Source organism: Paraburkholderia sp. MM5384-R2 (assembly GCF_014201025.1).
Classification (GTDB): Bacteria; Pseudomonadota; Gammaproteobacteria; order Burkholderiales; family Burkholderiaceae; genus Paraburkholderia; species Paraburkholderia tuberum.
In genome coordinates this window covers 413,788-434,621 of sequence record NZ_JACHDI010000004.1, presented here as the reverse complement: position 1 = coordinate 434,621, position 20,834 = coordinate 413,788, and the positions used below count along the sequence as shown (strand labels likewise).

Below are 20,834 nucleotides of genomic sequence, written 5' to 3'. Positions count from 1 at the left end.
TTAGCGCATCAGCGCGCCTTCTTGCGAGCGCCCTTGCCGGTCGTCGCGGCGCGCGGCGCTTCCTTCTCGAGCGGTGCGCCGCCGTTCATCTGCTCGAGCCACGACAGCGTATCGACATACGACAGAAACTGCTTCAGATATTCCGGCGACAGCTCGCGCATCAACGACAGCGCGCGATGTACGAGGCTGCTCGAATTGAGCGGCCCCGCGTTGCCTGGCACCTGCGCGAGCGACTGGCGCAACTGCTTTTCGGTGCGCAGTTTGGACCAGACTTCGCGGAAGTAGTCGACTGCGGGCAGATCGGGATAGGCGGCAGCGTGCGGAGCATCGGCGCGCGCGTGGTGGCGGGCGAGGCGTTCGATCAGCGCCGCGAGCGTGGCGTCGTTGGCCGCATTGGCTTCACCGGACGTGGCTTGCGACGCGCTCTCGTCCGCAGCGGCACGCTCGAGCTCGGCCGTATATTCGGCCAGCAGTCCTGCCAGTCGTTGCTCGAGCACTCGTCGCGGCTCGCCGCTGTGCTGTGCCGCGCGCCGCGTAAGCGCGTCGAGCAGATGAAAGCGCACCGGATCGAGCCGAGCCGCGCCGCTCGCGCGCCATGCATCGAGCCTCGCGCGCGCCGCGTGGATCGCGTCGTCAAGCACCGGACTTCTCCGCTGCCGCCGCACTCGACGGCCGCGGCACCGGCGCGATTTCGACGCGGCGGTTTTTCGCGCGGCCGGGTTCGTCGGCATTCGAACTGACCGGCTGCTCCGAGCCGAACGCCGCCGCAAACACCGTCGACGCCGGCACGCCCTCGTCGATCAGCGTGCGCGTGACCGTCAACGCGCGCTGCGCCGACAGCTCCCAGTTATCGGCGAAGCGTCGATTGCCTTCGCGCAGGCGTTGATCGTCGGTGAAGCCGCTGACCATCAGGATCTGATCGCTCGCGCGCAGATACGCGGACAGCGGCCCGGCGAGACTCTTCAGCAGCGCGCGACCCTCGGGCTGCAGCTGGGCGGAATTCAGCGCGAACAGCACGTTGCCGCTAATGCCGATGCGCCCATTGACGAGCGTCACGCGCCCCGCCGCGAGCGGTCCCGCGAGTGCCTGTTCGAGCGTCTTGCGGCGCTGCGTTTCAGCCTGGCGCTGCTTGACCTCCTGCTCGAGCTTGCTCGACAGTTCGAGCTGCACGCCGATCACGCTGACCAGAATCAGCACGAACGCGCCGACCAGCACCGACATCAGATCGCCGAACGCGGCCCAGATCGGCGCGGAGGTTTCCACGCCGCCGTCGATGTCCTCGCTCATACCGCGTCGGCTCCGGCGGTCGCGCGCTGCGCGGCCAGCAACTGCAGGTCTTCGACGATCTGCTTCTGCGACAACACGCTGAGGTCGACCACGTCACGCGCCTGCGCGACGTAGTAGGCGAGCTGTTCGTCGCTGCGCGCGAGCGATTTGTCGAGCGCTGCTTCGATGCGTTCGAGATGTGCGACGAGCTTGTCGTTCGCTTCGCCGAACGTGTGCACGGCCGCGCCGAATGCTTCGCCGAGGCTCGCGACTTCGACCGCGCTGCCGGTGACCTGCGCGGCGACCGTGCCGAGCTTGCCGGTCTCGTGCTCGAGGTGTTCGGTGAAGCGATTGCCGACGCGTTCGAGCAGACCCGCCGACGTCAAGACCAAGGCATCGACGGCCGTGCGTTGCTCGGTCGACGCGTGGTTGACTGCGTCGAGCAGCGTCTCCAGCGTGGCGAGCAGACGACTGCGCTCTTCGAGCATCGCGGTGTCGCGGACCATGCTGTCGGAGAGCTTCTGGCGCAGCTCCGCGACGACTTCGGCAGCGGCCTTCGGCGCTTCGGACGCCGCTTGCACTAGGCGCTCGATTTCGGCGATCGTCGCACTGGCATGCGTTTGCGTCTGCGCGGAGATATCGCGTGCGGTTTGCGCGAGTGCGTCGCAGATTTGCTGCTGACGGATCGCGGTTTGCGAACCTGTTTGCTGCCATTGTTCGTCGAGCTTTGCGGTCATCGCGGCGAGCGCTGCGGTCCATGCCGCGAAGCGCTGTTCGTCGCGCGCGGCGAGTTCGGCTTGCAGGTTTGTCGCCGCCTTCGGTGCTTCAGCCGCGGCTTGAACCAGTCGATCGATTTCCGCGATCGTCGCGCTGGCATGCGTTTGCGTCTGCATGGAGATATCGCGTGCCGTTTGCGCAAGCGCGTCGCAGATCTGCTGCTGATGGCTGGCGGCTTGCGCACCCCTGTGCTGCCATTGTTCGCTGAGCTTCGCACCCATCGCGTCGAGCGCCTCGGCCCACGCGCCCAAACGCTGCTCGTCGCGCGCGCTCAGTTCGGTCTGCAAGTTCGCATGCGAGCTACCGACCGCGCTCAGCAACGCCGCGGCATGCTGCTCGAACGTCGCGGCGGCGCGCGCCAACGCCTGTTCGTTGTTGGCGGCGAGTTTGTCGCCCGCGCTTTGCTGCTGAGCCAACGCGTCGCCCCAGGCCCGCGACATGCCGCTCGCCGTCGCTTCGAGCCGCGCGGACACGCCGTCGAGCAGCGCGAGCGAGCGCTGTTCGAACGCTTCGGCAACGCGTTCGACCGAAGCGCGCTGTTGCGCGGCCAACTCGTCGCTCGCCTGCCGATGTCCGGCGAGCGCGCTGTGGCAAATCTCGGCGACGTTCGCGCTGGTCGCCGCGAAGCCGCTCGACATGCCGTCGAGCTGGCGCTGCACGGCCTGGGTGACCGCGTCGTGCAACGCGGCGGTCTCGCGCGAGAGGCCGGCCATCGTCGCTTCGACGACCGGCTGCAGGGCCTTGCCGGCGGCCTGCGCGCTGCCGGCCACGCTGTCCTTCAGCGACTGCTCGATCACACCGGCGAGCCGCAGATAGGCGGCTTCGGTGCGGCCGTAAAACGCGTCGAGGCTCGCGATCTGCCGCTCGTTCGACGCGGCGCTCTGCTGTTCGAGCGCGCTCATCATCGTCTGCAGACGCTCGACCAGCAGCGGCGTCGCTTCGGCCTGGCGTTGCAGCAGCCGGAAGCTTTCTTCGCGCTGATGGCTCTGCGAGTAGACGCGCAAAGTCGTCGCGATCTTCGCGTCGAGCTGTTGCGCCGCTTCAAGCCGCTCGCGGCGGGACAGCGCGGACAGCAGCCCGAGCATCGCGGACGTCGCGACACCCGCGATCGACGTGCCGAACGCGAAGCCCAGCCCCTTGACCGGCGCGGCCAGCGATGCGCGGATCGCCTGCAGGTCGCTCGCGCTCTCCAGCGCAAGGCCGGTGCCGCGCAGCGTCATCACCATGCCGAGCAGCGTGCCGAGCATGCCGAGCAGCACCAGCAGACCGACCAGATACGGCGTCAGCGCGGGTCCCGGCAACGCGACGCGCTCGCCTTCGACGCGCAGCCGCACGCTATTGCGCAGACTCGGATGGACAGCTTCGAGAAACGCGCCGAGGCTCGGCGGTGGCCCGGACAACGCGGCGAGCGCGCCTGTCAGCGTGGCGGTCGCCTGACCATAGCGGCGCAATTCGAGCGCGCCTAGCACGTAGAAGACGCCGATCAGCAGCGTGACGACGAACGCGAGCGGATTGGAAACGGCATAACCGACGGCGATCCAGCACGCCGCGGAGAGCCCCGCGAGAAATACAACGAGATCGATACGATATCTGGACATGGGGTCCCAGTTAGCAGGCGCGAAGAGCCGCGAGCAGCCCTTCGACCGGTTGAAAACGAACCTCCAGCTCGGCCAGCAAAACGCTCTGCATGTCCTTGCGGAAGACGTCGAGCCACGCCTCGGACGCGAGCGGCACGGCAGCGTTGCCGCCATCGGTCGACCTGGCGAGCCGCGTGGCTGCGGTGCTTGCTTTGACGTGAGCCAAGGCTGCCTCCAGTTGCATGGCTGCAGCGCCGGCTCCGACTTCGGCCGACTGCTGCCGCGTGGGATCGCCATCTGCGGCAACTTCGGCCGCTGCTTCCGCCTCCGCCAACCTCCGCTTCTCACCCTCGCGCAAGCGCTCGAAGTGCCCGCCGAGCAACCCGGGCACCGCGCCGAGCAAACTCCGCTCGCGCTCGCCGAGCGCACGCTCCATCACCGCATCGACGACCGCGAGCCGCGCGAGCGACGGCGCCTGCGTCGCCAGCAGCGCGCGCAGCCGGCCACGCAACGTGCCGATCGCCGTTTCCATCGAATGCTGAAGCGCGAGATAGCGCTGTCGGAACACCGCGTAGTCGGCCTGCGTGTCGACCGCCACGCGCGGCGCCGACATCCGGGCGGACGACGGCGACGGGCCACGCCGCCGTGAGCCGGCGAGCACGCTATCGCTCGCGATTGCGCTCACCAGCGAGCGGCGCACGCGCGTGCACTCTTCCTCTTCCGCACGGCCGAACGCGCGCGCGCCACCAGCGACGGACGGCGGCTTGCCATCCAGCGCCGACGACAACGCGATCGCGTCGGTCCAGCCGAGCCACTGGCTCAGCCGATCCGCCAGCGATTGTCGCGATTCGGCGACGTCGGCCTCGGCGAGACGGGCCAGTAAGCGAACGAGCGCAGGCCCAGTGAGGGCGCTGCGCTGAGGGGCTTGCAACATACCACCGGACGCAAAAAAGTCAGCAGTTTACACGCTGACGCCAGCGAGTCCGAAGTCGCCCGCTCGATCGTGCGTCGAAAGACACGGTTTTGCCCGATCGAACCTGGCATTCGGGCGTTTTCCCGAGCACGGCTTTTTTGCCAATAGCGAAGCGGACCTATCCCTGTATAAGATGAAAGCTGGCGCCTCGCTGCGCACTGGAACACGGCGGAGCGTCGACAACGCACAGAACACACGCAAGGCGGACAGGGAGCATGAAATTCGATACCGTGGTGCTCGGCGCCGGCATTGTCGGGGTGTGCGTCGCCGTGCATCTGCAGAAACGCGGCCGCGCGGTTGCGCTGATCGACCGTAAGCAGCCGGGCAACGAGACCTCGTTCGGCAACGCCGGGCTGATCCAGCGCGAAGGCGTCTATCCGTACGCGTTTCCGCGCGGGCTCGGCACCCTGCTGCGCTACGCGCGCAACCAGTCGCCCGACGTGCGCTATCACGCCGACGCGATGCTGCAGGTTGCGCCGTTCCTGTGGCGCTACTGGCGCAACTCGCATCCGGCGAAGCACGCGGAAATCGCGAAATCGTACGCGACGCTGATCGAGCATTGCGTCAGCGAACATCGCGCGCTTGCCGCGGACGCCAGTGCCAGTGCGCTGCTGCGGCCGATCGGCTGGATCAAGGTGTTTCGCCATGCCGCCGCGCGCGACGCCGAAACCACCCTCGCCGAACAGTGGCATCGCGAGTACGGCGTCGAGTTCGAAACGCTCGACGCGCCGCGCCTGCAACAGCTCGAACCCGATCTCGACAAGCGTCTGCAAGGCGGGCTGCGCTATCCGCAATCCGATTCGGTCAGCGATCCGAACGCGCTCGTCACCGCATACGCACGATACTTCGAAGCGCTCGGCGGACGGTTCTTCATCGGCGATGCCGATACGCTGCGTGAAGGCTGGCAGGTCGAGACGCGGGACGGGGCGATCACGGCCGAGTCGGCGGTGATCGCGCTCGGACCGTGGTCGGATCGCGCGAGCACGCGGCTCGGGTATCGGCTGCCGCTCGCGGTCAAGCGCGGCTATCACATGCACTACGCGCCGCGTCGGAGCGCGCGGCTGAACCATCCGATTCTCGACGTCGAACACGGCTATGTGCTCGCCCCGATGGCGCGCGGCATCCGTTTGACCACGGGCGCCGAAATCGCGCGCCCCGAGGCGGCCAAGACGCCGGTGCAACTCGACGCGGTCGAGCCGATCGCGCGCACGCTGTTTCCGCTCGGCGAACGTCTGGATGCCGAACCGTGGATGGGACGCCGCCCCTGCACGCCGGACATGATGCCGATCATCGGGCCCGCGACGAAACATCAGGGACTGTGGTTCGCGTTCGGCCATGCGCATCATGGTCTGACGCTCGGACCGGTGACGGGGCGGCTGATCGCCGAGATGATGACCGGCGAGCAGACGCTGGTCGATCCGCGGCCGTTTCGAGTCGAGCGGTTTTAGCCGGATGGTCTGAGGCCTGCTCGAAATCTCCGCCTTCATCGCGCAATTATCGTCATCTCACGCTATAGCCACCCTCAAGGCACGCCTCCAACCAAGCCGCAAGCCGTCGCAGCAACAAAAAAACGCCGCGGACCAACAGCTCCGCGGCGTTCTTCATCGAGCAGGACAACCGTCGATCAGGCCGTCACGGCAGCCCGTCGCGGCGACACTGCCGACACCGCGAAGCTCACGACGATATTCGCGACGAGCGCGATCAGGCCGATATACAGCGGATAGTTCTCGTGGCCGAAATGCAGGCCATACACCGGCTTGAGCCCTTGCGAAATCGCGAGGCCCGTGCCGAGCACGATACCGACGAGCCAGCCGACGAACAGACCCGGCGTGTTCAGACGGCGCGTGTACAGCGTGAACACGATGGCCGGGAAAATTTGCAGAATCCACACGCCGCCGAGCAGTTGCAGATCGATCGCATACTGCGTCGGCAGAAACACGATGAACAGCAGCGCCCCGAACTTGACGACCAGCGAAACGATCTTCGCATTGGCTGCCTCGGCCGCGGGCGAGATGTTCGGCGACACCAGCGGACGCCACAGATTACGCGTGAACAGATTCGCCGCGCCGATCGACATGATCGCGGCCGGCACCAGCGCGCTGATCGCAATCGCGGCAGCCGCGAAACCGACGAACCACGACGGGAACAGTGTGCCGAACAGGGTCGGCACCACGTCGCTTGCCGACTTCACGTTCACGCCAGCGGCGATCGCCATATAGCCGAGCAGCGCGATCAGGCCGAGCAGCACCGTGTACGCAGGCAGGAAGATCGCGTTCTTGCGCACCGTCTTTGCCGACGCCGACGACAGCACCGCCGTCATCGTATGCGGATACATGAACGCGGCGAGCGCCGAGCCGAGCGCGAGCGATGCGAACGCCGTGTACTGATTCGGCTTCAGCAGGATACCGGTCGCGCCGCCCTTCGCCTGGAAGTGCGCATCGGCCAGTGCGAACACGTGCCCATAGCCGCCGAGCTTCACCGGAATCAGCCATACCGCCGCGATCACGACGATATAGATCATGATGTCCTTGACGAACGCGATCATCGCCGGCGCGCGCAGGCCGCTTGCATACGTATAGAGCGCCAGGATCACGAACGCGACGATCAACGGCAATTCGCCGCTGACGCCGAGCCCCTTGATCACGACCTGCATGCCCACCAGTTGCAGCGCGATATACGGCATCGTCGCGACGATGCCGGTCAGCGCGATGGCCGCCGGGAACCACTTGCCGCCGTACTCGCCGTGCACGTAGTCGGCCGCGGTGATGTGGTTCTTCGCATGCGCAACCTTCCACAGCTTCGGCATCACTGCGAACACGAACGGATAAACGATGATCGTGTACGGCAGCGCGAAGAAGCCATACGCGCCTACCGAATAAACGAGCGCGGGCACCGCGATCACCGTATAGGCGGTATAGAAATCGCCGCCGACGAGGAACCACGAAATGACCGTGCCGAACTGCCGTCCGCCGAGACCCCACTCGTGCAGTTGCGTCAGATCGCCGCGTTTCCAGCGCGCGGCAAAAAAGCCGATCACCGTGACGAGCACGAAGAACGCGATGAAGACCGTCATCGCAACCGGGTTCACAGGATTCAGATCGCTCATTTGAGACCTCGATACACGATGTAAATCAGCAGCGAGGTCAACGGCACCCACAGAAACTGATACCAGTAGAAGAACGGAAAGCCCGCGAGCGGCGGATGCGCATCGTTATAGAACGGCAGCCACAGCAGCGCGATATAAGGGATCAGCAAAATGAGCCAGAGCCATGAACGGCCGGCCGAGGGGGAGGTCTCCACGAACGTCTCCTGAGTATTATCGACAGCGCGCGCGATGGCTCGTGGCCCGACGCGCGGATGCCCGGTTGCCTGAGGTCAGGCGGAAAATCGGGGAACGTCGCACACTCAACCGCCAGGCCTCGCGCGGCGCGGTATGCGACGGGCATGTAGTATTCGCCTTCGCGCGCTTGCTTTCAAGCGCGCAACTACGTAAGCCGTCTACGTAATATTACGTAGCCCGTCGACTGGCTTTTTTCAACGATGAAACTCAAAGCAAAGATAGTGCTGCTCGCGATCGTGCCCTTTCTGGCGGCGATCGCCAGCATCGAGACGGGCGTGCGCCGCGAAGCGACCGCACTCGCCGAGCGGCAGCACGCGACCACGCAAGCCGCGTACATGGCGAGTAAGGAGATCGAGCTCAAGCACTACGTCGAACTCGCGACGACTGCGATCGCGCCGCTCTACGAGGCCGGCGGCGACAACGCACGCGACGACGCGCTGCTGCGCACGCGTGCGCTCGCAGTGCTCGAAAAGATGAATTTCGGCGAGGACGGCTACTTCTTCGTGTACGACCTGCACGGCCGCACGCTGATGCATCCGCGCGAGCCGGATCTGGTGGGTCGGGATCTGTGGTCGTTGCGCGATAGCCATGGCGCGCCGACGATCCAGCAGCTACTCGCCGCGGCCGCGCGCGGCGGCGGCTATGTGCGCTATCTGTGGCATCGGCCGTCGACCGGCAAGGAGGAGTCGAAACTCGGCTATGTGGTGCCGCTCGAACGCTGGGGCTGGATGCTCGGCACCGGCATCTATCTCGACGACGTCGACACGACGCTCGCGCACATCGACGAGGAGGCCGCGGCCAATATCGATCGCACGATGAAGTGGATCGACGCGATCGCGGTGGCTGGCCTCGCGGTCATTGCGCTGTGCGCACTCGTGCTGAACGTGACCGAATATCGCAGTGCCGACGCGAAGCTGAAGCGGCTCGCGCAGCAGGTCGTCGAGTCGCAGGAAAACGAGCGAGCGCGCCTGTCGCGCGAATTGCACGACGGCATCAGCCAAATGATGGTGTCCGTGAAGCTGCTGCTCGAATCGGCGCTCGCGCGGCTCGAACGCGGCGACGCGCGCGTGCCCGCCGCCGAGGCCGCATTGTCCACCGGACTCACGCGGCTCGGCGATACGCTGCGCGAAGTCCGGCGCATTTCTCATGCGCTGCGTCCGTCGATGCTCGACGATCTCGGTGTCGCGGCCGCCCTCGAACAACTGACGCGCGAACTCGGCGACGAGTCCGGCATCGCGATCGGCTTCACGCAGATCGCGCATACGCATGCCGCCACGTTGCCCGACACGGTCAACACCGTGCTGTTTCGCATCGCCCAGGAAGCGCTGACGAACATCGTGCGGCATGCGCAGGCGTCGAGCGCGGCGCTTTCGCTCGAGGTTTCGCGCGATGCGGTCACGCTGACGATCTCCGACAACGGCCGCGGCTTCGACGTGACCGAAGCATTCGTCGGCGGACGTGAAGGTGTCGGCCTGCGCAACATGCGCGAACGGCTCGAAGCGCTCGGCGGCACGCTGTCGCTGAACTCGCAGCCGGGGCACACCGTCGTCGCCGCGCGCGTGCCGCTGCCCACGACGCATGCAACGGTGCCGTCCCTGCAGGAACTCTCATCATGAACGACACGACCTCTCCTTCCATCGCGCGTCTACTGCTCGTCGACGATCATCCGCTCGTGCGCGACGGTCTGCGCGCACGGCTCGAAGCAGTGCGCCACTTCGAAGTGGTCGGCGAAGCGGGCGACGCGCAGCAAGCGCTCGCGCTGGCCGAACGACAGGCGCCGCATCTGGCGCTGATGGATGTCGGCATGAAAAGCGGCATGAACGGCATTGCGTTGGCGGGCCTCTTTCACGAGCGCTTTCCGGCGATTCGTGTGCTGATGCTGTCGATGCACGACAACCTCGAATACGTGACGCAGGCGGTGCGCGCGGGCGCGAGCGGCTACGTTCTGAAGGATTCGCCGGCGCTCGAAATCATTCAGGCGATCGGCGCGGTACTCGACGGCAAGACGTTCTTTAGCGCGGAGATCGGTGCTCGACTGATCCAGGCGTCGGCGACGCAATCGCCGGTCGAACGCTTGACGCCGCGCGAGCGCGACATTCTCGATGCGCTTGCCGAGGGACTGTCGAGCAAGCAGATCGCGCAGCGCAACGATCTATCGGTGCGAACCGTGGAGACGCATCGGCTGAATCTGAAGCGCAAGCTCGATATCGAAGGGCAGGCCGAGTTGATCAAGTTCGCGGTCGAGAACCGGCGCAACAAGCGTTGAGGTTCGCGGGCGCGCGATAATGAGCGGTCCACACCTGGAGCGACCACGGCATGAAGCGCGTGTTCGAACTGAGTCTTGCCGGTCTGATGATTTGCGTGGCCACGGCTCGCGTTTATGGCGAACCGGCGCGCGTGAATCGCGGCCACGATCCATTCCTGCAGATATCCAAAGCGATCGCCGATTGCCCAACTCCGCTTGGCCCATTCGAAACCGAAAAGGAATGGCTCGACGATAGCCATTACAGAATCGAACGCGGCAATAGCTGCTGGATCGAAGGCCGTTGCCGTTTGCCGAACGCGTATCTGTACGACGCGGAAATCGCCGGGAGCGTGCAACGGCGTCTCGCGAATCTGAACGTCGCGACGCACTGGCGCGAGCAATCGACGCTATGGCTCACGCTGCAACGCCGCTTTATCTACGTCGAAGGCTGCGTCGCGCCGGGCTTCGACAAAAAGACTTTCCTCACCGAACTCGCCAAAACGGCGGACGTCGAGCGCGTGATCGACAACACGATCACCGATCCTCACGCCGCGCAGTTGCCTTACCGCACCCAGGCGGACCCGGACAAGCCCGTGCTCGAGCCGGGCAATTAGCGCGGTACTCTCGGCTACTCCGACATCCACGCGTTCGGCGGCGAATTCAACCCGCCCAATCTCGATGCGCTGGTGCAATATCCTCGCGCTGCCGCGAGCGGTGCATCGACTATATCGACACCAGTTGGCGTTGATCGAACGCAGCATCGCGCAAGCGCTCACACGACGCCGGCTCGACGATCGTCCAGTCACGCAACAACTGCGCGGCTTTGCCAATGCGTATCAACACGCAAACGCGCGCCTCGTCGATGTGGCTGCCGTTGAACGCCGCAACGGCAAGCGAGCAGTGCGCCCCAACGTAGAGGCGTATCTGAGCAGCGCCGTTCGCTGATCCGTCGGCGCTTCGTCTCGTTCGCACCGGCATTCAAAGCTGCGTGTCCAGTAGCCGCACGAATTTTTCGACGACCTTCTCGGTGAACGAACGCCGTGTCCATGCTTCGAGCGTGATGCGCTTCGACTTCGCGATGTCGTCGTCGAACGCGGCGGTCTGCTGCGTGGCGAAATCGCGGTCGTAGATGTTCAGGTTCGCTTCGTCGTTCAGCTTGAACGAGCGGCTATCGAAGTTCGTCGAGCCGACCGACACCATATACTCGTCGACTACCAGCAACTTGCAATGGAACATGGTTGGTTGGTACTCGTAGATCTCGACGCCCGCTTTCAGTAGATCGCCCCAACACGCACGCGACGCTTCGCGCACCGTGTGCGTGTCGATGCGTTTGCCCGGCGTGACGATCTGTACTTTCACGCCGCGTTTCGCGGCTTCGACGATCGCGTTGATGGTGAGCTTGTCGGGCACGAAGTACGCGCTCGCAAGCTGCAAACTGCGCGTGGCGGCGGTGATGGCCATCAGATACATCAACTGCATGTCGTCACTGCCGCCCGACGGCGAACTGCTGAACATATGCGCGAGACCCTGGCCCGCTCCTTTCGGCTCGGCATCGATGTGCGGAAAATACTCGGGACCGTGCAATACGCTGCTGGTCGCCTTGATCCAGTTGTCCATGAACACGGCCTGCATATGGCCGACCACCGGACCCGTCACGCGAAAATGCGTATCGCGCCAATGCTTTTCGTCCTGCGCATTGCCAGTCCACTCCGGCGCTATGCCGACCCCGCCGGTAAAACCGATCCGGCCGTCGATCACCAATAGTTTGCGGTGCGTTCGGTCGTTCATGCGACCGAGTCCGGTCCAATGCGGCTTGTGATACTTGACCACTTCGGCGCCGGCCTCCCGCAGCAGTTGCAGATAGCGCCGATCCATTTTCGACGAACCGACCCAGTCGAGCAGTACATGCACGGCGACACCTTCGCGCGCCTTATCGGCAAGCGCACGCGCAATCTGTCCGCCGATCTCGCCAGACCAGTAAATGAACGTTTCAAATGTGATGGTTTCGCGCGCCGACCGAATGCCCTCGAGCATCGACGGAAAGATCTGGTCGCCGTTGAGCAGCATCTCGAAGCGATTACCCGGCACCACGGGTGGACCGAGCAATAAACCCACCGAACGAAGGAATTGCGGATCTTCGCTCTTATAAAGCCGCTCGATTCTGTGTTCTATTTTCTTCTCGCCGCTCGACAGATTGGCGATCAGGAGAACGATCACGAGCGTGACGAACGCGGTAATAGAAATGGTCAGCATGCGTGGCCTCGATGGCAGGCGGCGGGTCACGGCATACGAGTCCCGCATCCGGCGGGGGAATGCCGCACTCGTGCCTGGCTTTCACTATCAGCACGTCATGCACGGCGCGTGCCCGGCTCAGGACCGCGCCTTGCTTTCCGGTTCCAATGCTTTATCTGACCAATGCAAACGCCTCGCGGCTTGCGATTTCGCCCGCGCCGAATACGCCGATGACCGTATAGTCCGACGCCACGCATTCGAACGTCGATGCCTGAAACGTAATGACGAAATGCCGCCGCGCCGGTGCCTCGGGAGCAATGGCGACGGAGTCTGTCGCCACGGCGGCAATCTCGGCGCACAACGACGAATTGACGACTTCATGTACCGCGCAGCCGACGAGACCTTGGCCCGCGAGCGGATGAATGGCGCGATCGTCATCGCCCGGCGGCCCGAGACGGTGAAAGATGGCGTCGGCGAACAGCACCGCGCAAAAAGGATCGTCGTCGGGATCGAATGGCCCGAACCGTTCAAAGTCCGACTCCGCGATCGGATAAGTGAGGATCACGCGGCGATCGCTGGCGACGATGAATGGTTCGGCAGCATCGGCTGCCGGATGAGGAGCGGAGTCCAGCAGGAAGACCTGATCTTCCTGCCGGGGTGCATCGAACGTGCTAACCATCTACTTCACGACTCCACGGCTATTACGCGCTTGCTTGCGTCTCTGGCGTTTGGGGAGCCACCGCGACAGGTGCGGCCGTACTCTTTGCAGCAGCCTTGCGCGCCGGTGCTTTTCTTGCCGCCTTCACAACGCTTTTGCGGCCGGCGGTCTTCTTCACCGCGGCTTTCCGGCTTGCCGGAGTGGCCTTTTTGGCTGCGGTCTTTTTCACGGCCGTCTTGCGCGTTGCTTTTTTCGCCGCGGTCTTCTTGCCTACCGCACTCGCGGTCGCTTTCGCCTGGCTGCTCTTTGCCGCCGTTTTCGCCGCTTTCGGAGCGGTAGCCATGCTCGCGCCATCGATCAGGAATTTGCTGCGGTCCTTGACGGCCGCGAGCCATGCCGGCGCCGGACCGCGGCCGCTCCAGGTCGCGCCGGTTTTCGGATTCAGGTACTTCGGCGGCTGGGCGCCTTTCGGCTGCCCTTTGCCGCCCTTCGCGGCGGGAGCAGCCGCGGACTTGCCTGCGCTCGCAGCGTCGATCAGGAACGCCGTGCGGTCCTTCACGCCGGCGATCCAGCCAGGCGCGCGGCCGTGCCCCGTCCAGGTCGCGCCGGTTTTGTGGTCGCGATACTTCGCCGGGGTTGCCGACCTGGCGGCTTTGCTCGCGCCCGCAGGTCTTCCGCGACCCGCCGGATTGCCATTCAGACCTCGCGCGGCACGTCGTGCCTTCGCCTGTGCTTCGATATCGGCAGTCGTGAGACCGTGCTTGAGCATCAATTCGCGAATCTGGTCGACCGCGGCTTGTGCTTTTCTGGCAATGAGAACGTCAGCTTGCTCCTGGAGCTTCTTAAGCTTGGCTTGGATTTGCTCTAACGAAGGCATTTGATTGCTCCTTATGTGGTAATCGTCGAACTATGCCATGAATGACGGAAGAAAGGCAGTGTATTGACCTATCCCGAGCTTCAATACATCGATACGAGCGCCGATGCGGCGTTCAAATAACGAAGCTTTCAGGTTTTCTACCGGGTCATCGAAGCTTTCTTCCTTTTCCTTCCCTCCTGATTCTTCTTTTTCATTTCGGTTCCACCACCACTCAGATAGGTGTAAAAACGACGACCTGGCGATCGGCAATGTACCTCACACTCCGTATGAAGCGGTAGTGTTGACCGTCCGCCGTTATCCGGTTCAGGCCCAGGCGGGTCAGTACCAGCATTTCATCTGCCTGGAAAGCGTCGACGACGCCGGAATCCGTTAAATCCTCCAATGCCCCGGATGGATTTCCGACATAAACGCTGCGCGCCTGCTTGCCGATCCGCATCACGACCACGCTTTTTCCCTCGTCGAGCGCCAATTCGAGAAAGCTCGCGAGCGTGCGCAATGACTCCGGCGTGCAAGTCCTGGTCTGATAGATCGCTGCATTCGATGGCGTCATTTGTGTTTCCCCGTCATCCGCATCGGCGACAGAAAGGGGCGCCGCCGTGCTTTCTGGCATTAGTCGCTTCTACTATAGCCAGGCCTTTGGATATTCAAAGGAGAGTAGTCCACTTTTTATTTGAAAACGGTCTTTTTTCGTAGCCCGCTATAGCGAACGGATTCAAGCATGCGCGAAACGCCACTGACGACGCGTGCAAAGACGCGGCCCCGGCTCCGGTAACGTGCCGTTACCGATCTTGCAGCACCTGTTGCTCCTGTACCGGCCAAGTCCATTTACACTTCGTATCCGTGCCCAGCGGCGGACGTATGGCCAATAGAGAGTCCTTTGTCAGCCGCCATGCTCGCGGCGGCTATTGAAATGGACGCCGGGCCAGCCTGATTCCAATCCACTCAAACACGATGGTACTTGCAATGAAAGCTGGTTTTATTCGGACCGCCCTCGGGGCAATGGCAGTCTCGTTGGCAATGGCCGGCACCGCGAACGCGGCCGGTTGCCTGAAAGGAGCGGTAGTGGGCGGCGTCGCCGGGCACTACGCGGGACATCATGCGGTGGTCGGCGCGGTCGGCGGCTGTATCGTCGGACGGCATATGGCCAAAAAGCACGCCGAAGAACAGCAGGTGGCGACTCAGGCTGCGCCGCATCAGCAAGCCCGAATGCAGTGACTGGAGAATACGGGCGCCACCGCAAACGTTCGCACGCGCCCTGCTCCGATCACTTAGGCAATGCGTAATCCGCGCGCGGGCAAGATCTCCTGAGTGGTCACGAAACGGTGCTGTTTGACCGCGTCGTGAAAGAGCCGGTAGTCGCTCTTCTCGAAGGCGGTCGTCCACTCCGGTCTGTCCCCGGTGTCGTCATCGCACAACAAACCGGTGGCCAGGTACTTCCACGATCCTTGTCCTTTGGCGATATAGCCGGGCACGGGTTCTTTCAAACCTGGAATACGGCCTGCATTCACCCATTCGCAAACGGTTCTCAAACGCAGGTTGTCGTCGGGTTCGCGGTTCGTATCGAGCAGCCGGGTCAGTGCGTCTTTAACGTCGTCCGGCATGCCTGGATGGTTTTCGAAATCTTCGCGTCCGGCCAGATAAGCTCGCACGACACGACAACTCATGTCCGCCGCCTGCACGAAATCCGGCAAATTATGTCGTGAGATGAAGCGATTGCGGCCGTCGATGTAATGCCAGCGCGCCCATGGCTGGTCGGGATAATGCAACGCGGCGCCATGGCCAACCGGCAACGCGATCGTCAGAACGTCCTCCTCGACATGCTCGATCAGATGCGCGACCGCTAGTTCGAGGCTCGCGAGCCAGCCTTTGCGCGTGCAATCCTGTGCCTCGAGAAGATGCACGCGATTCCACGGGCTTTCGATGCCCGCGAATCCCTGGTGCGCCCACGTATCGACATAGGTATGAAGCGTCACGCCGAGCCGGTGCAACGCGGTCTCCGAATCGCGCTGCCGGATCGCGCGCCGCACGACTTCGCGCGCAACTTCACTGTCGGGCCGGCAAACCGCCTTTTCCTCGAGACTTTCACCCTCGCCAGCCGGCAGAAAATGGAACGGCGTCCACACGAGCCGGTTCTGGTCGTTCTCGGTATTGGCGTAATCGAATAACTTGTGCGCGGTCGCGAATCGCTCGAATGTCTCGCCGCCTTTGAACCGCAGTATTCCGCTCGTCGTCGCGTCGTCGACATATTGGCAGGCATGCGCGATGGTTTGCGCATCGCCGGCCGTCATGCCGCCGACGCGCGCGGCAATGTAGACCACGCCGTAATGAAAGTCGATGTTCATGGCAAGCGCTCCTGGCGCGCATAATCACGGCCGGCTCGTGGCCGGCGATAGGGCGAGACGAATAGAGGGAGCTGCGCGTGAGTAGATAGTAGACGAGCGAGCGGCACACGCATTGAAAAAACTGCGCACTGGACGCGCTTTTCCACGTTTCGCGCCACGCAACCATTCGGGCTACTGAAGGAAACGCGGGCGCGGCCGGCGAGATGTAACCTGCCGGCACGGAAAGCCGCCGGCCAATGAGGCGGAAAAACGTAACCTGGCCCGATCGGCGCCGGTCAGGTCAAATGTGTAACGGAAAGACGACTATTCCAGTGCTGGTTCAGATACTCGAGCGCAAACATCCGGTGGCAATGATGTGGTAAATGTTCACTGCAAAGCAGGCAACCCGATTCGAATAGCGCGATATCCAGATTACTCTCCACGCGGCGGCGCGCGATGAGGTCGAAATATTCCTCCCGAAAGTTCTCCCAGCTCAATTGCTTGCCCTGGTAGCGTTTGAGCAGGTCCGGCTCGGGAGCCAGTTCCGGTATTTCCACGTACGCCGCATTGCACAACTGGTCGAGAAAGTAAGGCAGATCTTGTTTTTTCGCAAAGCCCGCGAGTTGCGACGTGTTGTTGAGGCGAACGTCGAGCACCGTGCGCACATGGGCGTCCTTCAGCAAACTGAAGAATTTCTGGGCGCTCTTGCCGGTAAAACCAATGCTGGCCACCTGCACGCTACTTTTGTCACGTTTCATGGTGAATCCCCTGGCAGGCCATTCGGCGCCCATAAAAAAGCCTCGCTGCGATTGGCGCAGCGAGGCTCGGGTGTCAGTGCATCCTCGGGTGTCAGTGCATCTTTAGCGCCGTTCGCGTGCTTTATTTGACAATGTCGACCAGTTCGACTTCGAAGGTCAGATCGGTATTCGGCGGAATCGGGCCGGCGCCGCGATCGCCGTATGCGGTCGCCGCCGGGCACGTGAGTCGCGCCTTGCCGCCGACTTTCATCTTCTGCACGCCTTGCGTCCAGCACGGAATCACGCGATTGAGCGGGAACGTGGCCGGCCCGCCATGCTTGGCCGAGCTATCGAATTCGGTGCCGTTGGGCAGCGTGCCGCGATAGTTGACCTTTACCACGTCGGTCGCGGACGGTTGCGGGCCCGTGCCTTGCGTCAGATGTTCGACGATGACGCCGGACGGCAGCTTCTCCGTGGTCGGCGCGGCAGCCATCGCGGTCGAGGACAGAACGGCTGCGGCCAGCAAAGCAACGAGTGATTTCAAAGCGAATCTCCAGTGGGGTAGTCCGTTTGATTGTAACGGATCGGGTGTCGGCCGAGGCTCCCACATATTGCCCGATGCCGCGGGTCGTTGCGCGCCCATCAGGAACCTCGCTGAACCGTCGCGCGACCCCGCGGTCCGCATGAACGTCCGGCGCGAGTCGCCGGCAAGCGAATCCGCCACACTCGTTGAGAGCGCTTTCGATGACCGAGCCGGCCCATTCCGACGACCCCGCTTGCGATCCCTGCGCAGCGCCAGCCCCCTCCGACGACCGCGTTCGCGCGCCAAGGCCGCTCCGGATTCACCTGACGACGCGCGCCGATGCGCGCGAAGTACTGGCTCAGGTTCGGCTCGTGATCGTCGACGAATGGCGTGAATTGCTCGGCAACAAACGCGGCATGCGGACCCAACTCGCGCTCGCGCGTCTCACCCATTGACGGCCCGGCTTGCAGGTGTAGGGGCTGTCGGCGACGCTCGGCAATCTGTCGTTCGCGACCGAGGTACTGCTCGCGCCGGTCGCGACGCCGCGCGTCAGCGTGCACGGCGCGCTGCCGAAAGCACTGATCGTCGACACGATCATTCCCGACACGATCGTGCGCTTTCCGTGGGGCGATCATATGGGCATGCGGCAGGTCGAGGCGATCGCGCGCGCGATCGACGAAGCACGCACGTCGCTCGTCTTCACGAACACGCGCTCGCAATGCGAGGTGTGGTACCAGGCGCTGCTCGAGGCGCGCCCCGAGTGGGCCGAGTGATCGCGCTTCATCACGGCTCGCTCGATCAGCAGGTACGCGAGTGGGTCGAACGTGGGTTGAAGAACGGCTTGCTAAAGGTTGTCGTGTGTACGTCTAATCTCGACCTCGGCGTCGATTTTCTGCCGGTGGAACGCGTGTTCCAGATCGGCTCGCCAAAAGGCGGTGCGCGCTTGATGCAGCGCGCGGGCCGCTCGGGACATGCGCCCGGTTTGCCGTCTCGCGTGACGATCGTGCCGACGCATGCGCTCGAATTGATCGAAGCGGCGGCCGCGCGTGAAGCCGTCGACAAGCGGCAGATCGAAAGCCGCGATACGCCGCAAAAGCCGTTCGACGTGCTGGTTCAGCACCTCGTCACCGTTGCGATCGGCGGTGGCTTCGACGCGCTCGAGCTGTACGATGAACTTCTGCATACCTATGCATATCGTGATCTGACGCAGCAGGAGTTCGACTGGACGCTGGGTTTCGTCGAAGGCGGCGGCGCGACGCTGCGCGCATATCCCGACTACCATCGCGTCGCGCGCGATAGCGACGGTCTGTACCGCGTCCCGCGCAACGATCTCTCGCGCGCCGGCATCGCAACAACATCGGCACGATCGTCGCGAATGGCACGTTGAACGTTGCGTATCTATCGGGCGGGCGCATTGGTGCAATCGAGGAATCGTTCATTTCGCGGCTCAAGCCCGGCGATGTGTTCACGTTCGGCGGCCGCGCGCTCGAACTGATCCGCGTTCAGGACATGACGGCGTGGGTGCGGCGCGCGAGCTCATCGCGTGGCGCGGCCGCTGCTCGAATTGCAGCAGAGGTGGTCGGCGTTGCCCGAGCCGGGCGTACTCGTCGTCGAGCTGCTCAAATCGCGCGAGGGTCACCACTTCTTCTGCTATCCGTTCGCGGGGCGCACCGCGCATATCGGACTTGGCGCTCTGCTCGCGTGGCGAGTCGCGCGCGACAAGCCCCGCACGTTTTCGATTTCGATGAACGACTACGGTTTCGAATTGCTGTGCGCGCAGGCTTTCGATTGGGCCGCGCAATTACAGAATGGCCTGCTTTCACCTGACGAACCCGATCACGACATTCTTGCGAGCCTCAATTCGTCCGAACTCTCCTTGCGACGGTTTCGCGAGATTGCACGAGTGTCGGGACTCGTGTTTCAGGCGCATCCGGGACAGCAGAAAAGCGCGCGGCAATGGCAGGCATCGAGCGGGCTTTTCTACGAGATCTTTCGTCAGCACGATCGCGGCAATCTGCTGCCGGGCCAGGCCAATACCGAAGTACTGCTGCAGGAACTCGACGTGCGGCGCATTCGTTTTGCGCTCGAACGAATGAACGCGAACCGCGTCGTGCTCACGCGGCCCAAGAAGCCGACGCCGTTCGCGTTTCCGTTGATCGTCGGACGCCTGCGCGAAAAAGTCAGCACCGAGAAGCTGGCCGAGCTCGAACGGGCGGCGCAACGATGAAGCCGACCTCGCTCGCGATCGACGTCGGCGGACGACCTCTCGTGCTGTCGAGCTTGCGCGCGTGTTTCGATCCGGCGCTGCGCGCGCTTTTTATCGCCGATGCGCATTTCGGCAAGGATGCGGTGTTTCGCGCGCGCGGCATTCCAGTGCCGACTGGTTCGACCGCGGAGAATCTGCTGCGGATCGAACGTCTGATCACCGAGTTGGAGCCGGCGACGCTGGTGTTTGTCGGCGATCTGCTGCATGCGCGCGAGTCGCTGTCGACGCTCACGCTCGATGCGTTGCATGCGTGCCGCGCGCGGCATGCGTCGAGGCGCGTGGTGCTCGTCGAGGGCAATCACGATCGGCATGCCGGTGCGTTGCCGCTTACGTTGGATGTCGAGTCCGTGCGCGAGCCGTGGCATATCGGGGCCCGGGCGCTGTGCCATCACCCGCATGCGGTCGATCACGCGTATGTGCTCGCGGGGCATGTGCATCCGGTCTTTCGGATCGCGACGCGGACCGATTCAGTGCGCGTGCCGTGCTTTCGCTTTGGGATCGATCGGGGGGTGCTGCCGGCGTTCGGTAGTTTTACCGGAGGCGCGCGTGAGACGGGGCGCGTTCTGGGGGAGAGGGTTTTTCTGGTGGTACAGCAGAGAGTGATCGAGTTGAGGAGTTGAGTGGACGGCGGGGGCCGTCCACTTTGTTGCCTGGTTGGTTTTTTGTTTGCGGATTGGTTGGCCGGTTCGCTGGCTGGGTTTTTTGCTGGCTCTTTCGCTGCAAACTCCCCGCGGCGCGCGAGCGCGGTCGGTGTGGAGGCCGGACGGCGCCGGCCTCCGCCCTTGGGAGCCCCGCAAGTTTCGCGGGACTCCTGCCACTGGTTAGTGGTTGCCGCCGCCGTGGCCACCATTGCCGGAGCCACCGCCGCCGTAGCCGCCACCGTGGCCGCCGCTGCCTTGACCACCGCCGTTGCCGCCGTTGCCGCCACGGCCACCGTGGCCTCCGTTGCCGGAGCCGCCGTTGCCCTGGCCACCGCCGCCTTCACCGCCATGGCCGCCGTGTCCGGAGCCGCCGTTGCCCTGGCCGCCACCGCCTTCACCGC

Annotated in this window: 21 protein-coding genes and 1 pseudogene; 9 read left to right on the top strand and 13 right to left on the bottom strand. The window is 63.8% G+C overall.

The genetic code is table 11. The annotated features are described in order from the left end of the window. Window positions 1–8 precede the first annotated feature (8 nt). The 4 genes from HDG37_RS10380 to HDG37_RS10365 are packed head-to-tail and all read right to left on the bottom strand — an operon-like array spanning window position 9 to window position 4,554. Window positions 9–641: a DUF2894 domain-containing protein gene (locus HDG37_RS10380; RefSeq protein ID WP_184046665.1), complete on the bottom strand. Its 633-nt coding sequence runs from the start codon at window positions 639–641 to the stop codon at window positions 9–11. Continuing rightward, complete coding sequence (locus tag HDG37_RS10375) at window positions 634–1,287, bottom strand: OmpA family protein (protein ID WP_184046663.1); 654 nt, start codon at window positions 1,285–1,287, stop codon at window positions 634–636. The genes HDG37_RS10380 and HDG37_RS10375 overlap by 8 nt, the downstream gene beginning before the upstream one ends. Then, complete coding sequence (locus HDG37_RS10370; RefSeq protein WP_184046662.1) at window positions 1,284–3,641, bottom strand: DUF802 domain-containing protein; 2,358 nt, start codon at window positions 3,639–3,641, stop codon at window positions 1,284–1,286. The genes HDG37_RS10375 and HDG37_RS10370 overlap by 4 nt, the downstream gene beginning before the upstream one ends. A 10-nt stretch (window positions 3,642–3,651) precedes the next feature. Then, a complete protein-coding gene (locus tag HDG37_RS10365; protein WP_184046660.1) occupies window positions 3,652–4,554 on the bottom strand; it encodes a DUF3348 domain-containing protein in 903 nt (300 codons plus the stop codon). A gap of 254 nt (window positions 4,555–4,808) precedes the next feature. Between HDG37_RS10365 and HDG37_RS10360 the strand changes: the two genes are divergently transcribed. After that, on the top strand, window positions 4,809–6,041 hold the full coding sequence (locus HDG37_RS10360; RefSeq protein WP_184046658.1) for an FAD-binding oxidoreductase: 1,233 nt from the start codon (window positions 4,809–4,811) through the stop codon (window positions 6,039–6,041). A gap of 176 nt (window positions 6,042–6,217) precedes the next feature. Here the strand turns inward: HDG37_RS10360 and mctP are convergent, their stop codons facing one another. Next, window positions 6,218–7,699, bottom strand: a complete 1,482-nt coding sequence (gene mctP / locus HDG37_RS10355; protein WP_184007156.1) for a monocarboxylate uptake permease MctP — start codon at window positions 7,697–7,699, stop codon at window positions 6,218–6,220. Further along, window positions 7,696–7,893: a DUF3311 domain-containing protein gene (locus HDG37_RS10350; RefSeq protein ID WP_184046656.1), complete on the bottom strand. Its 198-nt coding sequence runs from the start codon at window positions 7,891–7,893 to the stop codon at window positions 7,696–7,698. Before HDG37_RS10350 ends, mctP begins: the two co-directional genes overlap by 4 nt. Before the next feature lie 240 nt (window positions 7,894–8,133). Here HDG37_RS10350 and HDG37_RS10345 point away from each other — a divergent pair, with 240 nt between their 5' ends. The 4 genes from HDG37_RS10345 (at window position 8,134) to HDG37_RS10330 (ending at window position 11,123) form a co-directional block, all read left to right on the top strand. Continuing rightward, window positions 8,134–9,549, top strand: a complete 1,416-nt coding sequence (locus HDG37_RS10345) for a cache domain-containing protein (protein ID WP_184046654.1) — start codon at window positions 8,134–8,136, stop codon at window positions 9,547–9,549. Further along, window positions 9,546–10,199 carry a response regulator transcription factor gene (locus tag HDG37_RS10340; RefSeq protein ID WP_184046652.1) on the top strand — a complete coding sequence of 218 codons (654 nt, stop codon included), beginning with the start codon at window positions 9,546–9,548 and terminating at the stop codon, window positions 10,197–10,199. Before HDG37_RS10345 ends, HDG37_RS10340 begins: the two co-directional genes overlap by 4 nt. Window positions 10,200–10,249: 50 nt before the next feature. Next, window positions 10,250–10,792: a hypothetical protein gene (locus HDG37_RS10335; RefSeq protein ID WP_184046650.1), complete on the top strand. Its 543-nt coding sequence runs from the start codon at window positions 10,250–10,252 to the stop codon at window positions 10,790–10,792. A gap of 124 nt (window positions 10,793–10,916) precedes the next feature. Next, window positions 10,917–11,123: a hypothetical protein gene (locus tag HDG37_RS10330; RefSeq protein ID WP_260334047.1), complete on the top strand. Its 207-nt coding sequence runs from the start codon at window positions 10,917–10,919 to the stop codon at window positions 11,121–11,123. Window positions 11,124–11,156: 33 nt separating this feature from the next. On the opposite strand, the gene cls is transcribed toward HDG37_RS10330, so the two are convergent. The 4 genes from cls to HDG37_RS10310 all read right to left on the bottom strand — a co-directional run bounded on the left by cls (window position 11,157) and on the right by HDG37_RS10310 (window position 14,495). Beyond that, entirely contained in the window at window positions 11,157–12,431 is a 1,275-nt protein-coding gene (cls, locus tag HDG37_RS10325; protein ID WP_184046648.1) for a cardiolipin synthase, read from the bottom strand. Window positions 12,432–12,582: 151 nt separating this feature from the next. Further along, window positions 12,583–13,089 carry a hypothetical protein gene (locus HDG37_RS10320; RefSeq protein ID WP_184046646.1) on the bottom strand — a complete coding sequence of 169 codons (507 nt, stop codon included), beginning with the start codon at window positions 13,087–13,089 and terminating at the stop codon, window positions 12,583–12,585. Between the two features lie 22 nt (window positions 13,090–13,111). Beyond that, complete coding sequence (locus HDG37_RS10315) at window positions 13,112–13,945, bottom strand: H-NS family nucleoid-associated regulatory protein (RefSeq protein WP_184046644.1); 834 nt, start codon at window positions 13,943–13,945, stop codon at window positions 13,112–13,114. A 211-nt stretch (window positions 13,946–14,156) separates the two neighbouring features. Further along, window positions 14,157–14,495, bottom strand: coding sequence for a hypothetical protein (locus tag HDG37_RS10310; protein ID WP_090807114.1), 339 nt, complete (start codon window positions 14,493–14,495; stop codon window positions 14,157–14,159). Between the two features lie 413 nt (window positions 14,496–14,908). Here HDG37_RS10310 and HDG37_RS10305 point away from each other — a divergent pair, with 413 nt between their 5' ends. After that, entirely contained in the window at window positions 14,909–15,160 is a 252-nt protein-coding gene (locus HDG37_RS10305) for a hypothetical protein (RefSeq protein WP_184046642.1), read from the top strand. 53 nt (window positions 15,161–15,213) lie between these two features. Here HDG37_RS10305 and HDG37_RS10300 read toward each other — a convergent pair whose 3' ends face one another. The 3 genes from HDG37_RS10300 to HDG37_RS10290 form a co-directional block, all read right to left on the bottom strand. Then, on the bottom strand, window positions 15,214–16,287 hold the full coding sequence (locus HDG37_RS10300) for a DUF6765 family protein (RefSeq protein WP_184046640.1): 1,074 nt from the start codon (window positions 16,285–16,287) through the stop codon (window positions 15,214–15,216). Between the two features lie 275 nt (window positions 16,288–16,562). Continuing rightward, window positions 16,563–17,024 carry a DUF488 family protein gene (locus HDG37_RS10295; protein WP_184025218.1) on the bottom strand — a complete coding sequence of 154 codons (462 nt, stop codon included), beginning with the start codon at window positions 17,022–17,024 and terminating at the stop codon, window positions 16,563–16,565. Between the two features lie 121 nt (window positions 17,025–17,145). Continuing rightward, complete coding sequence (locus HDG37_RS10290) at window positions 17,146–17,496, bottom strand: FKBP-type peptidyl-prolyl cis-trans isomerase (RefSeq protein WP_184046744.1); 351 nt, start codon at window positions 17,494–17,496, stop codon at window positions 17,146–17,148. A 356-nt stretch (window positions 17,497–17,852) separates the two neighbouring features. Between HDG37_RS10290 and HDG37_RS10285 the strand changes: the two are divergent. The 3 genes and pseudogenes from HDG37_RS10285 to HDG37_RS10275 all read left to right on the top strand — a co-directional run. Next, window positions 17,853–19,753: pseudogene (locus HDG37_RS10285) on the top strand (helicase-related protein); the annotation flags it as partial. Continuing rightward, window positions 19,750–20,412, top strand: coding sequence for a ligase-associated DNA damage response endonuclease PdeM (gene pdeM / locus HDG37_RS10280; protein ID WP_184046638.1), 663 nt, complete (start codon window positions 19,750–19,752; stop codon window positions 20,410–20,412). The pseudogene HDG37_RS10285 and the gene pdeM, both read left to right, overlap by 4 nt. A 219-nt stretch (window positions 20,413–20,631) precedes the next feature. After that, window positions 20,632–20,834: hypothetical protein (locus tag HDG37_RS10275; protein ID WP_184046636.1), on the top strand; the 203-nt coding region annotated here is incomplete at its 3' end.

Coding starts and splice junctions, on each gene's coding strand:
- mctP (WP_184007156.1), bottom strand. CDS start 7,699: ATGAGCGATCTGAATCCTGTGAACCCGGTTGCGATGACGGTCTTCATC.
- HDG37_RS10300 (WP_184046640.1), bottom strand. CDS start 16,287: ATGAACATCGACTTTCATTACGGCGTGGTCTACATTGCCGCGCGCGTC.
- HDG37_RS10365 (WP_184046660.1), bottom strand. CDS start 4,554: ATGTTGCAAGCCCCTCAGCGCAGCGCCCTCACTGGGCCTGCGCTCGTT.
- HDG37_RS10370 (WP_184046662.1), bottom strand. CDS start 3,641: ATGTCCAGATATCGTATCGATCTCGTTGTATTTCTCGCGGGGCTCTCC.
- pdeM (WP_184046638.1), top strand. CDS start 19,750: ATGAAGCCGACCTCGCTCGCGATCGACGTCGGCGGACGACCTCTCGTG.
- HDG37_RS10360 (WP_184046658.1), top strand. CDS start 4,809: ATGAAATTCGATACCGTGGTGCTCGGCGCCGGCATTGTCGGGGTGTGC.
- HDG37_RS10320 (WP_184046646.1), bottom strand. CDS start 13,089: ATGGTTAGCACGTTCGATGCACCCCGGCAGGAAGATCAGGTCTTCCTG.
- HDG37_RS10290 (WP_184046744.1), bottom strand. CDS start 17,496: ATGGCTGCCGCGCCGACCACGGAGAAGCTGCCGTCCGGCGTCATCGTC.
- HDG37_RS10315 (WP_184046644.1), bottom strand. CDS start 13,945: ATGCCTTCGTTAGAGCAAATCCAAGCCAAGCTTAAGAAGCTCCAGGAG.
- HDG37_RS10310 (WP_090807114.1), bottom strand. CDS start 14,495: ATGACGCCATCGAATGCAGCGATCTATCAGACCAGGACTTGCACGCCG.
- HDG37_RS10295 (WP_184025218.1), bottom strand. CDS start 17,024: ATGAAACGTGACAAAAGTAGCGTGCAGGTGGCCAGCATTGGTTTTACC.
- cls (WP_184046648.1), bottom strand. CDS start 12,431: ATGCTGACCATTTCTATTACCGCGTTCGTCACGCTCGTGATCGTTCTC.
- HDG37_RS10345 (WP_184046654.1), top strand. CDS start 8,134: ATGAAACTCAAAGCAAAGATAGTGCTGCTCGCGATCGTGCCCTTTCTG.
- HDG37_RS10305 (WP_184046642.1), top strand. CDS start 14,909: ATGAAAGCTGGTTTTATTCGGACCGCCCTCGGGGCAATGGCAGTCTCG.
- HDG37_RS10335 (WP_184046650.1), top strand. CDS start 10,250: ATGAAGCGCGTGTTCGAACTGAGTCTTGCCGGTCTGATGATTTGCGTG.
- HDG37_RS10375 (WP_184046663.1), bottom strand. CDS start 1,287: ATGAGCGAGGACATCGACGGCGGCGTGGAAACCTCCGCGCCGATCTGG.
- HDG37_RS10340 (WP_184046652.1), top strand. CDS start 9,546: ATGAACGACACGACCTCTCCTTCCATCGCGCGTCTACTGCTCGTCGAC.